The following is a 15,152-nucleotide window of genomic DNA, read 5'->3' as shown; positions in this document are numbered from 1 at the left end:
CTCAGATAGACAGCTTTTTGACGCGCTTGCCGCCGTACAGCAGGTTCACGATGGCACGGGTGCCGACAATAGCGGTAAACATTGACGTTGCGACACCGATACCGGTTGTAATCGCAAAGCCTTTGATCGCGCCAGTACCCACTGCATACAGGATAAGAACCTTAATCAGTGTTGTTACGTTCGCATCGAAGATAGAGCTGAACGCGCCTTTGTAACCTTCATCAATCGCCTGCTGAACAGAGCGACCATTGCTCAACTCTTCTTTGATACGTTCGTTAATCAGTACGTTGGCGTCGACCGCCACCGCAAGGGTCAGAACGATACCTGCAATACCCGGCATGGTCAGCGTCGCCCCCGGCAGCAGGGACATAATGCCGATGATCAGCACCAGGTTTGCGATCAGCGCGGAGGTCGCAATCAGACCGAACTTCTTATAGAAGAAGATCATGAAGAGGATAGAGACCGCCAGACCGGCCAGACACGCTTCCAGACCCTGCTGGATGTTTTGCATACCCAGGGTTGGACCAATGGTACGTTCTTCAACAATCTGAATTGGCGCAATCAGCGCACCGGCACGCAGCAGCAGCGAGAGCTGACGCGCTTCGTTCGGGTTACTAATACCGGTAATACGGAAGCTGTTACCCAGACGAGACTGGATGTTGGCGATGTTAATCACCTCTTCCTCTTTCACCAGCACCGCACGACCGTTTGCATCTTTCTTACCGCTGTCTTTGTACTCCACGAACAGGGTCGCCATCGGTTTGCCGATGTTGTCCTTGGTGAAGTTAGACATGATGTTACCACCCGCGCTATCCAGCGAGATGTTAACCTGCGGCTGGTTGTACTCATCCTGGCTTGAAGTGGAGTCGGTGATGTGGTCACCGGTCAGGATCACGCGCTTGTACAGCACAACCGGCTGACCTTCGCGGGTCTGTTTCACTTCGGAGTCACCCGGAATACGGCCAGACGCCGCGGCAGACTGATCGACATTGGAGTTCACCAGACGGAATTCCAGCGTCGCGGTCGCACCGAGGATCTCTTTCGCACGCGCGGTATCCTGGATACCCGGCAGTTCAACCACGATACGGTCAGCACCCTGACGCTGTACCAGCGGCTCAGCCACGCCCAGCTGGTTTACACGGTTACGCAGAATGTTGATGTTCTGCTGAACGGCATATTCACGCGCTTCTTTCAGACGCGCATCGGTCATCACCGCACGCAGCTGGTTGCTGCCCTGAGAGGTGATCACCAGGTCACGGTGACGTTGGGTCAGGTAATCTACAGCCTGATCGCGCGCCGCGCTGTCGCGGAACGTGATGCTCATGCCGTAGTTATCTTCTTTACGCACGGTAGTGTATGGGATGCCTTTGTCGCGCAGATCGCTGCGCAGGCTGTCGATATTCTGTTCCTGCAGCTTGCCGAGCGCGGTATCCATATCCACTTCCATCAGGAAGTGAACGCCGCCACGCAGGTCAAGACCCAGCTTCATTGGCTCTGCGTTCAGCGCAGCCAGCCAGCGAGGGGTTGCAGGAGCAAGGTTAAGCGCCACGACATATTTGTCACCCAGCACGCCCATCAGCGCTTCGCGAGCGCGGAGCTGCGTGTCGGTGGTGTCGAAGCGAGCAAGAATTGCACCCTCTTCCAGAGCCACAGACTTAGCGGTAATTTTTTCTTCTTGTAACGTTTTCTGGACCTGGATCAGCGTTTGCTCACTGGCGGCGACACCGCGCGCGCCAGTGATTTGAACGGCCGGATCCTCACCATACAGGTTGGGAAGCGCGTACAGCAGGCCGACGATAATCACGACGACCAGCATGATGTACTTCCACAAAGGATAACGGTTTAACACGGCAGTTCCCTTTGGGAAAAGTTGGGATTACAGCGCCTTCATGGTGCCTTTCGGCAGAACGGCAGCTACGAAGTCACGTTTGATAACCACTTCAGTGGTGTCGTTCAGGGCGATAGCAATGTAGCCGCTTTCAGCCACTTTGGTTACGCGGCCGACCAGACCACCGTTGGTCAGCACTTCATCGCCTTTCGCGATGGAGTCCATCAGCTTTTTGTGCTCTTTGGTACGCTTCTGCTGTGGGCGCAGGATCATGAAGTAGAAGATCAGACCGAACACAACCAGCATCAGGATCAGAGACATCGGGCTGCCCTGCGCCGGAGCACCTGTTGCCGCTACCGCATCAGAAATAAAAAAGCTCATTCAAATTCCCTCATTATTAATATTAATCAACGTTCAACGGTGGAACATCCCGCCCCTGACGTTGGTAAAAATCGGTCACGAAGCTCTCTAATTTACCCTCTTCGATAGCCTTGCGTAAACCAGACATTAAGCGCTGATAGTAGCGAAGATTATGAATCGTATTGAGACGCGCGCCCAAAATCTCATTACAACGATCGAGATGATGCAGATACGCGCGAGAATAATTGCGACAGGTATAGCAATCGCACTCGGAATCGAGCGGGCTGGTGTCACTCTTATGCTTCGCGTTACGGATTTTCACCACGCCATCGGTAACGAACAGATGACCGTTACGCGCGTTGCGGGTTGGCATCACGCAGTCGAACATATCAATGCCGCGACGTACGCCTTCCACCAGATCTTCGGGTTTACCCACACCCATCAGGTATCGTGGTTTATCCGCCGGGATTTGCGGGCAGACGTGCTCCAGAATGCGGTGCATGTCTTCCTTCGGCTCACCCACAGCCAAACCGCCGACAGCGTAGCCATCAAAACCTATCTCTACCAGACCTTTAACAGAGATATCGCGTAAATCTTCGTAAACGCTGCCCTGAATGATGCCGAACAGCGCATTTTTGTTCTGCAGGGAGTCAAAACGGTCGCGGCTGCGCTTCGCCCAGCGCAGAGACATCTCCATAGAGCGTTTCGCGTAGTCCCAGTCTGCCGGGTACGGCGTACATTCGTCGAAGATCATCACGATGTCGGAGCCGAGATCGTACTGAATCTCCATCGACTTTTCGGGATCGAGGAAAATCGGATCGCCGTTGATCGGGTTACGGAAGTGTACGCCCTGCTCGGTGATCTTGCGGATATCGCCCAGGCTGAAGACCTGGAAGCCGCCGGAGTCGGTCAGGATCGGGCCTTTCCACTGCATAAAATCGTGCAGATCGCCGTGGAGCTTCATGATCTCCTGACCTGGACGCAGCCACAAGTGGAAGGTATTGCCGAGGATAATCTGTGCGCCCGTGGCTTCAACTTCTTCCGGCGTCATCCCTTTTACGGTGCCGTACGTGCCCACAGGCATAAACGCGGGGGTTTCCACCACGCCGCGATCAAACACCAGGCGACCGCGACGCGCGCGGCCATCGGTGGTATCGAGTTCAAATTTCATTTTTTCTCCGACGTCAGAAAAACAGTCCAACGTTGTCATACGGTGCCGCGGACTTATTCCCCGACACGCTCATTCAAAGCCAGCGGATTGTACGTGATAAACATCGCGTCCCCGTAGCTAAAAAAGCGATATTTTTGTTCTACCGCAGACTTGTACGCATTCATCGTATGCTGATAACCCGCAAACGCAGAGACCAGCATAATCAGCGTCGATTCAGGCAGATGGAAGTTGGTCACCAGCGCGTCAATCACTTTGTACTGATAGCCCGGGTAGATGAAGATCTGCGTATCGCCAAAGAACGGCTCGATAAGATCGCGCTTTGCAGCCTGCGCGGCGCTTTCCAGTGAACGCACGGACGTCGTACCGACGGCCACGACGCGGCTACCGCGCGCTTTCGCCGCCAGCACCGCGTCCACCACATCCTGCGGCACTTCGGCATACTCGGAGTGCATGATGTGGTCTTCAATGCTGTCCACGCGCACCGGCTGGAAGGTGCCCGCGCCGACGTGCAGCGTCACAAACGCCATCTCAACGCCCTTCGCGCGCAGCTTTTCCAGCAGCGGTTCATCAAAGTGCAGACCTGCGGTTGGTGCCGCGACCGCGCCAGGCTTCTGGCTGTAGACGGTCTGGTACAGCTCGCGATCGGCCTCTTCGTCCGGGCGCTCAATGTACGGCGGCAGCGGCATATGGCCGATGGCGTTCAGGATGTCGAGCACCGTGCGCTCGTCGTCGAACGCCACCTCGAACAGCGCGTCGTGGCGCGCGGTCATGGTCGCCTTGATGCTTTCGTCATCACCCAGCAGCAGCTCCGCGCCCGGCTTCGGCGCTTTGGAAGCGCGAATATGTGCCAGAATACGTTTATCATCGAGCATACGTTCGACCAGCACTTCAATCTTGCCGCCGCTGGCCTTACGGCCAAACAGGCGCGCCGGGATCACGCGGGTATTGTTAAAGACCAGCAGATCGCCAGGGTTGAGCTTGTCGAGCAAATCGGTGAAAGTACCGTGCGTCAGCTCGCCCGTTGGCCCATCCAGTGACAGTAAGCGACAGCTGCTGCGCTCAGGCATGGGATAGTGAGCAATCAGGGATTCAGGTAGTTCAAAGGAGAAATCGGCGACGCGCATGACGTATACTCGTGACTTAAAAACAGGCGGCATAGTCTAGTGCTCACACCCTTTTGCTGCAACAACTAGCCGCCACTGGACAAATAAAACGCATGAATTTTCTCGCTCACCTGCATCTCGCTCACCTCGCTGACAGCTCCCTTTCCGGCAATTTGCTGGCCGATTTCGTGCGCGGCAACCCCGCTGAAGCGTATTCTCCCGAGGTTGTCGACGGGATTTTTATGCACCGCCGCATTGATGTCATCACTGATAATCTGCCCGAGGTGACGGAAGCGAAAGCGTGGTTTCGCCCTGAAACGCGCCGCGTTGCGCCGATCACGCTCGATGTGATGTGGGACCACTTCCTGTCTCGCCACTGGGAACAGCTCTCGCCGGAGATGCCGTTGTCGGCGTTTGTGCGCTACGCCCACCAGCAGGTGTCGATCATTCTGCCCGATTCGCCGCCGCGCTTTGTGAATCTGAATAACTACCTGTGGTCGGAACGCTGGCTGGAGCGCTATCGCGAGATGGACTTTATCCAGAATGTCTTGAATGGCATGGCGAGCCGTCGCCCGCGGCTGGATGCGCTGCGCGACTCCTGGTACGACCTGGATGAGCATTACGATGCGCTGGAGAGCCAATTCTGGCAGTTCTATCCGCGCATGATGGCGCAGGCGAAAAACAAGCAGCTCTGACAGCACGATCATTGATAGGTAAAAGCTGGCGGAACGATTGTCACCACCTCTTTGTCTTATCCACGAACACTCTCTATACTGGCTCGCGTTGCGTTCCAAATAACCTTAGTATCTACAGGAGAATCATATGGTTCTGGTAACTCGTCCGGCTCCGGATTTTACAGCTGCAGCAGTTCTGGGCAACGGTGAAATCGTTGAAAACTTCAACTTCAAACAGCACACCAACGGTAAAGCGACCGTTCTGTTCTTCTGGCCAATGGACTTCACTTTCGTTTGCCCGTCTGAGCTGATCGCGTTCGACAAACGTTATGAAGAATTCCAGAAGCGTGGCGTGGAAGTGGTTGGCGTCTCCTTCGACTCTGAATTTGTACACAACGCATGGCGTAACACCCCTGTCGAAAACGGCGGCATCGGTGCGGTGAAATACGCAATGGTTGCGGACATCAAACGCGAAATCCAGCAGGCTTACGGTATCGAACATCCGGACGCTGGCGTTGCGCTGCGCGGCTCCTTCCTGATCGACGCAAACGGCATCGTTCGTCACCAGGTTGTGAACGATCTGCCGCTGGGTCGTAACATCGACGAAATGCTGCGCATGGTTGACGCGCTGCAGTTCCACGAAGAGCACGGCGAAGTGTGCCCGGCTCAGTGGGAAAAAGGTAAAGAAGGTATGGCTGCTTCCCCAGACGGCGTTGCTAAATACCTGTCTGAGAACGTATCCAGCCTGTAATCGGCACGGTTTACGAAGAAGGCCCGCTTATGCGGGCCTTTTTTTATGCCTTACGCTGCGTCTCTCGCCAGATGCGCCAGGCCATTCCCGCCAGCAGAATTACGCCCGCAATTAGCACGCCCCACACCAGCAGCGCGTTCATCCGGCTCTCCCGCTCGGACGCAGAGGTAGCGGTCAGACGCCCCTCGCCGCCTAACGCGACATCATCCAGAATGTCGGCCTGCGGCAGGTGATCCATATCATAGGTTTTGCGCAGGTCGGCTGGGATCAGCATGTCAGGTTCCACGCTGGCAGGCTTTGCAGCGCCATTGCCCCAGGCAAGCACGTACGGCGCTTTTCCCTGCGCGTTGAACACCAGGTCATAGCGGTCACGATGCCCGGTGACGCCCGGCAGATATTCCGGCAGGCGCGCATTCAGCGTCGTGATTTTCACCGCCTGCACCAGGCCTCCGCTAAGCGAAACCGGTGGAGACGTTTTGCCCTCCAGACGGTAAAGCACCTCTTTTTTCAGGGGGTGCCATGTGTCTTTTTCCGTACTCCGCCACGCTATCTCGACGGGAAGGACGCCGTCGCCATTCAGTAAAATGCTGATAGCACTCAGCGGCTGCGGCTGCGCCCAGAGCCACTGCGCTTCGCTTGTCGATAGCTGCTCCCCTACCCCCTCAAGAGCGATCGCGTCCGGCGTCGCCCGCACAGGAGCGCTAATCGCGTTAACGCCGGTTAAGGTCACCCCCTGGCTCTGAGCATTCAGCACGACCAGGAGATAGCGATTCGTATCGGGAGACAAAACGATATCGGTATCGATCCGATCGAGCTTAAGACGATCCTGCCCGCTCATCACGTCCAGCAGCGGCATATCCTCGCGCAGGGTATACCAGCGCTTAAGATCCTCGCTGTAATAGACAGACGCCGTTCCCTGCCACGGCGCCTGAGGGGTATTCCAGAGCAGCTGCAGCTGGGACAGGGCAATCTCACCCGTAGCCTGCTCCGGCAGGGTCAGCAGATAATGCTGCCCGGCTGCGGCGGCTTTTTGCCCCTCCAGCACAATCTCTACGCCGTTTCCGGAACGGAGCAGGATCTTATCGCTGCCCTCATCCCCACGCGCAGGCGCAAGCGGTGAGGCGTCCAGAGGAAAGAGGCGCAGCGCCGTGGATTGCGCTGCCACCTGCGGACGCGTCGCGGTGACCAGGCTGAAAGGAACCGGCTCGCCCGACTGGTTAAAGACGCGGACATCATGCAGATCCGGCGACGTGCTCTGCGTATAGGGCGAGCGGCAGCGTCACCCGATACCACTGGGAAGGAGCAGACGTATCCAGCGAGCGGCCAAAGGCATAGTCCCGGGGCGATTCCGTTTGTACCTCGTCGCAGAACGCCGGGCCTGCAAGCGCCAGCAGAGCGGTACAAGCTACCGCTTTCATCCATTTCATTTTTCATCTCCTGTTTTGGGCGGTAGCGGCGAGAAATACCCCACGATCAGCACCAGTATTGCCACGCCGATAAACGCCACCGCACGCGACAGACCGCCTCCACCCGCGCTGTCCACCAGCATCAGTTTAACCATCACCACGCCCAGCAGCGCGGCACCGCCAAGCCACTCCTGACGGGAAGCCCTACGGGTGGCGTGGACCATGATCACCAGCGCGCTCAGCATCCAGAACAGGGCAAACGAGGTCTGGATCAGCCGCGAATCCCACAGCGACGCCATATTCCAGGCCACGTCGCCGTACCAGGCCAGGGCGCGCATCAGCGCACCGTTAAGCCACCAGAAGCCAAACGCCATAATCGCGACGGCAGGCCACGGACGGGCCAGCGAGAGCTGCGTCGGATAGTAGCGATCCACCGCCCGGTAAAAGACCACCAGCCCCAGCAGCGCAAACGCCGCGCCTTCTTCAAGCGGGTTCACCAGCGGCAGCCAGGTCTGACGATAAACCACGCCGTCCTGGAAATTGGTCACCACCAGCAATACCAGCAGCGCCGCGAGCACGGGGATCGGTGCTATGCACGCGTAGAGCGCGGGCCACTCCCGGAACGGCCACCCGCGACGGCGCACCGCCGCAGAGAGCGCCATAATCACCCCGCCACCTGCGGCCATCGCCAGCCCGCTGCCCCAGGCCGCCATGCCCCACGGCAGCGACCGGGCAAACCAGTAAAGCTCCGCCGCCAGCGCCAGTAATATCATCCAGAACAGCGCCAGATGCAGCCCCATAGAGATGCGCGGCGCTAAACGAGCGCCGTCGCGCCGCAGCAGCATCAGCGCGGCGGGAAGCGCAATACCCCAGGCCAGATTTGACCAGCCGGCGGCAAACATCTGCTGGTGCGAGAGCTGATAGCCCACCATCACCAGCATCAGCGGCCACAGCAGCCATTTGCTGGCATCCAGCTCCCGCCACGCCAGACGAGCGGCAGTCTGACGCCAGCCCCAGACCGACGCCGCCGTCAGCGCCAGCACGCCTGCCAGAACAGGCAGTTCCTGCTTCAACACCAGCCGCGACGCGCCAAATAGCGCCACGAGCCAGAACAGCAGCCCGCCTGCCAGCAGCGCCCAGCTAACCGGCAGAAAGAAGTTCCGCCACAGCCAGGCCGCAGCCAGCCAGCAAAGGCTGAGGATGGCGAAGATAAGCAGCAGGCTCAGCGGCGTAACGCCGTTCATCTGCGCCCACAGCGCGCTGCCGAGCGCCAGCACCAGCAGCGCCGTCCCGCTATAGCTCATGCGCCGCTGGTGCTGCTGCACGCCCAGCCAGAGGATGCCCAGCCCCTCCAGCGCCCAGGCCATCGCCGTCCACCGCGCGGAGAGCGCGAGCGGAATCGCAAGCGTGGCAAACCCGCCGCCGATCGCCAGCGCCGCCATCACCAGCGGTCGCCCGATGGACGGATAGCGGCGCAGCGCAAGGAAAGCGAGGGCCAGATAAAATGCGCCGTATCCCAAAGCGCTCAGGGCCGGACCATATTCCCAGTGCCGGGTCATACCGTACTGCATCCCAAAGCCTATCAGCGGCGGGGCAAACAGCAGCACGCCGTCAATAATCTGCTTTCCTTTCTCCTGCGCCCGCAGCGACAGCGCCACGCTCAGCACGCCGAATATCAGCGTATTGGCAATCAGGAACAGCTGGCAGATCCAATAGTCTTCAGGCTGGTACTCACTTAGCCCCCATAGGCCGCCCACGCCAAAGGTAAAGAGCAGCCCGAGCAGGTTAAGCTCGCGCCAGTGCTGCCAGATGCTGATAACGAGAATGCCGATGGAAAGCAGGAGATAGAAGGAAAACAGCGCCACAAAGCTGCCGCCCCCGGTAGATAGTAGTAGCGGCGCAAGATACCCGCCGAGGCTCGCCAGCATGGCAAGGCTCAGCGCTTTCTGCAGCACTGCCAGCCCAACGCTCGCGGCGCAAATCACCACCAGTAGAGCAAAGGCCAGCGTCATCGGCAGCATCTGCCAGAGCCGGAAGGCGCCGAAGACCGTCAGGTAGAGAATGCCCGTCGCCCCGCCCTGTAAGATAAGCGCGTAGATCGGCTGCTTGTGCCGCAGCCGCCACCCAACCGCCAGCAGCACGATGGCAAACAGCGCCGTCGCCACCAGGCGCAGCTCAAGCGGGAACAGGGAGTGTTCAACGGTATAGCGCAGCAGGAAAGAGAGGCCGAGGAAGAGCAGCAGAATGCCAAGCTTCGCCAGGGGATTACCCTGCATAAACCAGCGCGTCAGCGACGTCACAATGCCGCCAAAGGCAGATGGCTGTTTAGCCGCAGGCGCAGGGGCCGGAGCGGGTTTTGCCTCGGCTGTAGGAATGTCGGGACGCCAGGGATCGACAGGCGCGGGCGCGTCCACCGGCGCGGTCACGACAGCCGGAGTGACCGCTTGCACCTGTTCTGTCTCCGGCGCTACCTGAGCTGCGCCGCGCTGCTCAAGCACCTCAATGCGCTGGCGTAGCCGGGCGATCTCCTGCTGCGCCGCCGTGCTTCGATTAAACCCGATAACCGCAAGCACGGGCGCAACCAGCAGCGCAAAAACCAGGAATAAACAGCCAAGGATGTAAAGCTCGTCCATGTTTCCACCTTCACCGTAAACGATCCGTTAAGATTGACACAAATCGTTGCATTTGCGCCATCTTAAAAGGGGAAACTTTAGCGCATTAGCTGCCGAGCCAGACCGTCGCGGATACCGCAGGCAGCGCGAGCACGCCATCCTGTATCGTTGCCTTGCCCTCTTTGTTCGTCCACGTCGCCACCTTAAGCAGCGGCGAATCATCCAGCACTACTTCGCAGGCCTCGCCCCGGTTAATCGCCACCAGTACGCGCTGCTGATTATAGACGCGGACAAAGACCACCACGTTATCGTGGGCGTACGCCACCTGACAGCCGCCGTAGCGCAGGGCGAGACTCTGTTTGCGCAGCTTCGCCAGCCGCTGATACAGGCTGAACAGCACCTTATCCTGTTTCTCTGCCTCCCACGGGAAGGTTTTGCGGCAGAACGGATCGTTGTTGCCGTCCAGCCCCACTTCGTCTCCGTAGTAAATGCACGGTACGCCCGGCCAGGTGAAGAGCCAGGTGACCGCCAGCGGCAGACGCGCCACATCCTTGCCGAGCAGGGATTTAAAGCGCGCGGTATCGTGGCTATCGAGCTGGTTAAACATCCGCAGCTGCTGCTGATGCGACAGGCCAGCGCGATAGTTATCCATCCACGCGGCGCAGGTTTCGGCGTCGATATGGTTCGGATCGTAGGAGATATCGGTGTTAGCCAGGAATCCCCACAGCGGGAAGGTAAAGCCGCGATAGTTCATCGCCGCATCTTCGGCATCGTTTTGCAGCCACTGGCGCGCGTCGCCAAAGTGTTCGCCAAAGACAAACGCCTCCGGCTGAGCCGCTTTCGCCGAACGCGCGATCCCGGCCACGTGCTGAAGGTTATTTCGCGCCCCGCCCGCTTCACCGAGCATATGCACCACGTCCAGACGCCAGCCGTCCATATTCCACGGCGCCTTCAGCCAGTGACGCACGATGCTGTCTTCCCCGCCGTAAATCTCGTTCACCAGTGACGGCGACTGGAAGTCCAGCTTCGGCAGGCTCGCGTAGCCCAGCCAGTCCAGCGCGCGGCCCTCCTCGCTAAAGCTGTACCAGTCGCGCTGCGGCGAATCCGGATTATGGCACGCCCCGCCCATCGACTGGTTATGCCGGTCAAACCACGCGTGCGAATCTCCGCTGTGGTTGAACACGCCGTCCAGGATCAGACGCATCCCCTCCTTTTGCGTATTCTCACGCAGGCGCAGCAGCGCTTCGTCGCCGCCAAACTGCTCGTCAACGTGACGATAATCTTCGGTATCGTATTTGTGTACGCTCGGGGCTTTAAACACGGGGTTAAGGTACAGCGCCGTCACGCCGAGTTTTTTCAGGTACGGCAGCTTTTCGCTGATGCCGTCGAGATCGCCGCCGTAGAACGTCGAGCCGCCCGCCTGCGCCGTCACCGGTTCATCCCATTTTTTCAGGATGATGTCGTGACCCGCGGCATGATGGTAATAGACCTTGTCCTGGCCGGCGGTGCGTTTTTCGCTGCGCGCAAAGCGGTCCGGGAAAATCTGATAAAAGACCTGATCGTTAACCCACTGCGGGCCGTTATCCGGGTAATCGACGGCGAACTGCTCCAGCCGGGCCGGTGGGAAACGGCTAAACCCCTGCGGGGTAAACCACAGCTGACGGTTGTTCCACAAAAGCTTAAAGCTATAGCGACGGCGCGGCTGCCCGGTGCGCAAATCGATATTCGCCCGCCACGCCGTAATCCCCGGCTGCGGCTGGCTGCGCAGCTTGTGCATTTTCAGCCCGGTCTCTTCGTTATCAATTTCGGCGCGGAGCGTCACGCGTTCCGGCTGATTTTCACCCGCCAGCCAGAGCGTAATCACAAGGTTGTCTTTGTTTTGCTTAACAAATGGGGCAACCGGAAGGTGCCAGGCGTTTAACATCACGAATCCCCTCTGATGAAATTGACGTCACCTTGCCACAGGGTGGTTAAGGATAGCTCACCATGACGAGATTTATTGGGGGAGGAGGACGGGGGAGGAGGCAAAAATCCCCTCTCCCGCGAGGGAGGGGGGATAAAAATATTACTGTGCTTCTGCCAATTGACGGTCACGGCGGCACTTAAACACCCAGCCGATCAGCAGCAGAACGATCCACGCACAGCCCACGTACAGGGAAATGCGGGTATCCGGATGGTAGCCAATCAGGCCAATGATAAACACCAGGAAGATCAGCCCGACCACGGTCGTCGCCACCCCGCCCGGCACCTTAAACTTAAGCGCTTTTGCCTCATCCGGCGACAGACGGCGGCGGAAGGCAATCTGCGACAGCAGGATCATGATCCACACCCACACGGTCGCGAAGGTCGCCAGGGACGCAATCACCAGGAAGACGTTCTCCGGCATGATGTAGTTCAGGTAAACCGAGAACAGCAGCGCTACGGTCATCACCACCACCGTCACCCACGGCGTGCCGCGGCGTGAAGTTTTGGCGAATACCTTCGGTGCGCTGCCCTGCTCCGCCATGCCGTGCAGCATGCGGCCCACGCCAAAGACGTCACTGTTGATGGCCGAAAGCGACGCGGTCAGCACCACAAAGTTCAGAATGCTGGCAGCAAAGGCAATGCCCATATGCTGGAAGGTCAGGACAAACGGGCTACCGTTAGTGCCCACCTGGTTCCACGGGTAGATGGACATAATCACGAACAGCGTACCCACGTAAAACACCAGAATACGCATCGGCACCGAGTTGATGGCGCGGGGAATGGATTTCTCCGGATCTTTCGCTTCCCCGGCGGTGATGCCGATAATCTCGATGCCGCCGTAGGCGAACATTACCATCTGTAGCGACATCACCATCCCGAGCCAGCCGTTGCTGAAGAAGCCGCCGTTGTTCCAGAGGTTATGGATGCCGGTCGGCTGGCCGCCGTTGCCAATCCCCCAGATGATGATCCCGAAACCCGCCACAATCATGATGATGATGGTCGCGACCTTGAAGAAGGAGAACCAGAACTCCAGCTCGCCGAACACCTTCACGCTCATCAGATTGACGGCGCAAATGAGCAACACCACGCTCAGCACCCAGATCCAGTGCGGCACCGCCGGGAACCAGACGCCCATGTAGATGCCGAATGCGGTTACGTCGGCAATCGCCACAATCAAAATTTCGAAGCAGTAGGTCCAGCCGGTGATAAACCCGGCCAGCGGGCCGAGGTTTTCCTGCGCGTAGCGGGAGAAGGAGCTGGCAGACGGGTTGTGAACCGACATTTCGCCGAGAGCCCGCATGATGATATACGCCGCCACACCGCCGATGATGTAGGCCAGCAGCACGCTTGGACCGGCCATTTTGATGGCATCTGCCGAGCCATAAAAAAGACCGGTGCCGATAGCAGAGCCCAGCGCCATAAAGCGGATGTGGCGCGTGCTCAATCCACGTTTAAGTTTGTTAGTGCTTTCCATTTAAATCTTGCCATTCAACACGAAAAAAACAAAAAACCACGGGGCCTTAAGCCCCGTGGTTAAACAGTTTGTTGCCGTTGATTAATGAGCGTTCGATGTGACCTGACGCCCTGCAGCACGGTCCCAGATAACCGCCAGAACCAGTGCAACAACGGTAGGCATCAGCCAGGCCAGGCCCTGCTCGGACAGCGGCAGACGCTGTGTCCAGGCTGGCAGAATTTCAGCGAACGCTGATGCTTTAATCCCGTCAAGGATACCAAAAATCAGGCTGATAAACATGGCTGGCGCAATAATTCGTGAGGAGTTATGCCACCACGGACGGGTGAAGCTCAGCACCACCAGCACGATGCACGGCGGATAGATCGCCGTCAGCACCGGAATAGAGACCTGAATCAGGTGGCTCAGACCGAGGTTAGACACCGCCATGGAGAAGATACCGAGAATAAACACCAGGGTACGGTAAGAGAGCGGCAGATACTGCGCAAAGAACTCTGCGCAGGCGCAGGTCAGGCCAACCGCGGTTACCAGACACGCCAGGAAGATCAGCGCCGCCAGCAGCATGCTGCCCGCCCCACCGAAGGTGTGCTGAACGTAAGCGTGCAGGATAGCCGCACCGTTCGCGTTCTGATCAACCAGCATCGCGCTGTCAGAGCCCAGGCGGAACAGCGCCAGATACAGCAGCGTCAGGCCCACACCGGCCATCAGGCCAGCCCAGATGGTATAACGGGTCAGCAAACGCGCTTCGGTCACGCCGCGGGAACGCGCGGCGTTAACGATAACGATACCAAACACCATCGCGCCCAGCGTATCCATCGTCAGGTAGCCGTTCACAAAGCCGTTAGAGAACGCGGCGTTTTTATAGGCATCCATCGCGTCGCTAATCGGGCCGGCTGGCCAGATGATGGCCGCCACGGCCAGCACGATCAGCGCTACAATTTTCAGCGGCGCCAGGAAGTTACCTACCGTGTCCAGCAGCTTACCCGGATAGAGGGAAACCAGAATCACGATGGCGAAATAAATCAGGCTGTAGATGAACAGCGGCATCGCGCCGTCGCCGGTCAGCGGGGCGATGCCCACTTCGAAGGAAACGGTCGCGGTACGCGGGGTGGCAAACAGCGGACCAACGGCCAGATAGCAGACGGTAGCCAGCAGAACGCCAGCCACTTTGCCAATCGGGGTGCTAAGGCTATCCACGCCGCCACCGACTTTCGCCAGTGCGATAACGGTCAGTACCGGCAGGCCCACGGCAGTAATCAGGAAACCAAACGCGGCGGTCCAGACGTGTTCACCCGCCTGTAAGCCAACCATTGGAGGGAAAATGATGTTGCCTGCGCCAACGAACAGCGCAAATGTCATAAAGCCCAGCGCGATAATGTCACGCGATTTTAAGTGATGGGTCATAAAACCTTACTGCCTGTGGATGTGGTGTTGAAAACGTTGAGATTTTTCGATTTCCCTGACGGGACGATACAGCCGAAAATTTGCTCAATTTCAGCGGGAAATGCTCCCGTCCTGGCGTGGAGAAGAATAGTTTTTCGATTTACCACGCAAATACAGTCGGTCTGACAGTATCTGGGGGGCAATTTAAACGCTTATAACGTTTAAAGGCAAGGAGGGATCGCAAAACCAGAACAATATGCCAGTATGAAAACGCGCACCAGAACAATGCGCTAATTATAGGAAAAACCCATGGCTAATCATGCGAACAAAAAACAGCCAACCGTATAAAATTCACACGCGTTTCGCTTGACTGCAAAGCAAACGGGCCAGCGATGGCTGACCCGTGGAAAGGTAAAATGACACGCCTG

10 protein-coding genes and 1 pseudogene are annotated in these 15,152 nt (G+C 58.1%); 2 read left to right on the top strand and 9 right to left on the bottom strand.

Annotated features, from left to right (window positions below):
• Nucleotide 1: 1 nt before the first annotated feature.
• The 4 genes from secD to queA are packed head-to-tail and all read right to left on the bottom strand — an operon-like array spanning nt 2 to nt 4,483.
• Nucleotides 2-1,849 (bottom strand): protein translocase subunit SecD, encoded by a 1,848-nt coding sequence (gene secD, locus IM295_RS00550; RefSeq protein WP_072031998.1) that lies wholly within the window; start codon nt 1,847-1,849, stop codon nt 2-4.
• Between the two features lie 27 nt (nt 1,850-1,876).
• Entirely contained in the window at nt 1,877-2,209 is a 333-nt protein-coding gene (yajC, locus tag IM295_RS00545) for a preprotein translocase subunit YajC (RefSeq protein ID WP_000007630.1), read from the bottom strand.
• 22 nt (nt 2,210-2,231) lie between these two features.
• Nucleotides 2,232-3,359, bottom strand: a complete 1,128-nt coding sequence (gene tgt, locus IM295_RS00540; protein ID WP_045259930.1) for a tRNA guanosine(34) transglycosylase Tgt — start codon at nt 3,357-3,359, stop codon at nt 2,232-2,234.
• A gap of 53 nt (nt 3,360-3,412) precedes the next feature.
• Complete coding sequence (gene queA, locus IM295_RS00535) at nt 3,413-4,483, bottom strand: tRNA preQ1(34) S-adenosylmethionine ribosyltransferase-isomerase QueA (RefSeq protein ID WP_047367601.1); 1,071 nt, start codon at nt 4,481-4,483, stop codon at nt 3,413-3,415.
• A gap of 92 nt (nt 4,484-4,575) precedes the next feature.
• Here queA and acpH point away from each other — a divergent pair, with 92 nt between their 5' ends.
• Together acpH and IM295_RS00525 are read left to right on the top strand one after the other, a co-directional pair.
• The gene (acpH, locus tag IM295_RS00530; RefSeq protein WP_136486511.1) at nt 4,576-5,157 is read left to right on the top strand and encodes an ACP phosphodiesterase; all 582 of its coding nucleotides are present in this window, start codon (nt 4,576-4,578) and stop codon (nt 5,155-5,157) included.
• 127 nt (nt 5,158-5,284) lie between these two features.
• Entirely contained in the window at nt 5,285-5,887 is a 603-nt protein-coding gene (locus IM295_RS00525) for a peroxiredoxin C (RefSeq protein WP_003859113.1), read from the top strand.
• A gap of 43 nt (nt 5,888-5,930) precedes the next feature.
• On the opposite strand, the pseudogene IM295_RS00520 reads toward IM295_RS00525, so the two are convergent.
• The 5 genes and pseudogenes from IM295_RS00520 to brnQ form a co-directional block, all read right to left on the bottom strand.
• Nucleotides 5,931-7,314 (bottom strand): annotated as a pseudogene (locus IM295_RS00520) (DUF3999 domain-containing protein).
• Nucleotides 7,311-9,926 (bottom strand): DUF2339 domain-containing protein, encoded by a 2,616-nt coding sequence (locus tag IM295_RS00515; RefSeq protein WP_193066076.1) that lies wholly within the window; start codon nt 9,924-9,926, stop codon nt 7,311-7,313. Before IM295_RS00515 ends, IM295_RS00520 begins: the two are co-directional and overlap by 4 nt.
• A gap of 85 nt (nt 9,927-10,011) precedes the next feature.
• A complete protein-coding gene (gene malZ, locus IM295_RS00510; protein WP_193066075.1) occupies nt 10,012-11,829 on the bottom strand; it encodes a maltodextrin glucosidase in 1,818 nt (605 codons plus the stop codon).
• Nucleotides 11,830-11,970: 141 nt separating this feature from the next.
• Entirely contained in the window at nt 11,971-13,344 is a 1,374-nt protein-coding gene (gene proY / locus IM295_RS00505) for a proline-specific permease ProY (protein WP_126326901.1), read from the bottom strand.
• Between the two features lie 81 nt (nt 13,345-13,425).
• The gene (brnQ, locus tag IM295_RS00500) at nt 13,426-14,745 is read right to left on the bottom strand and encodes a branched-chain amino acid transporter carrier protein BrnQ (RefSeq protein WP_028012134.1); all 1,320 of its coding nucleotides are present in this window, start codon (nt 14,743-14,745) and stop codon (nt 13,426-13,428) included.
• Between the last annotated feature and the right edge of the window lie 407 nt (nt 14,746-15,152).

Source organism: Enterobacter cloacae complex sp. P14RS (assembly GCF_014895895.1).
In the GTDB taxonomy this organism is placed as follows: Bacteria; Pseudomonadota; Gammaproteobacteria; order Enterobacterales; family Enterobacteriaceae; genus Enterobacter; species Enterobacter bugandensis.
Note: the sequence above shows the minus strand (reverse complement) of the source record. Positions and strands in the feature narration are given on the sequence as shown.

Excerpts from the sequence above, each read along its gene's own strand:
- yajC (WP_000007630.1), bottom strand. The coding sequence starts at position 2,209 with ATGAGCTTTTTTATTTCTGATGCGGTAGCGGCAACAGGTGCTCCGGCG.
- tgt (WP_045259930.1), bottom strand. The coding sequence starts at position 3,359 with ATGAAATTTGAACTCGATACCACCGATGGCCGCGCGCGTCGCGGTCGC.
- queA (WP_047367601.1), bottom strand. The coding sequence starts at position 4,483 with ATGCGCGTCGCCGATTTCTCCTTTGAACTACCTGAATCCCTGATTGCT.
- acpH (WP_136486511.1), top strand. The coding sequence starts at position 4,576 with ATGAATTTTCTCGCTCACCTGCATCTCGCTCACCTCGCTGACAGCTCC.
- IM295_RS00525 (WP_003859113.1), top strand. The coding sequence starts at position 5,285 with ATGGTTCTGGTAACTCGTCCGGCTCCGGATTTTACAGCTGCAGCAGTT.
- IM295_RS00515 (WP_193066076.1), bottom strand. The coding sequence starts at position 9,926 with ATGGACGAGCTTTACATCCTTGGCTGTTTATTCCTGGTTTTTGCGCTG.
- malZ (WP_193066075.1), bottom strand. The coding sequence starts at position 11,829 with ATGTTAAACGCCTGGCACCTTCCGGTTGCCCCATTTGTTAAGCAAAAC.
- proY (WP_126326901.1), bottom strand. The coding sequence starts at position 13,344 with ATGGAAAGCACTAACAAACTTAAACGTGGATTGAGCACGCGCCACATC.
- brnQ (WP_028012134.1), bottom strand. The coding sequence starts at position 14,745 with ATGACCCATCACTTAAAATCGCGTGACATTATCGCGCTGGGCTTTATG.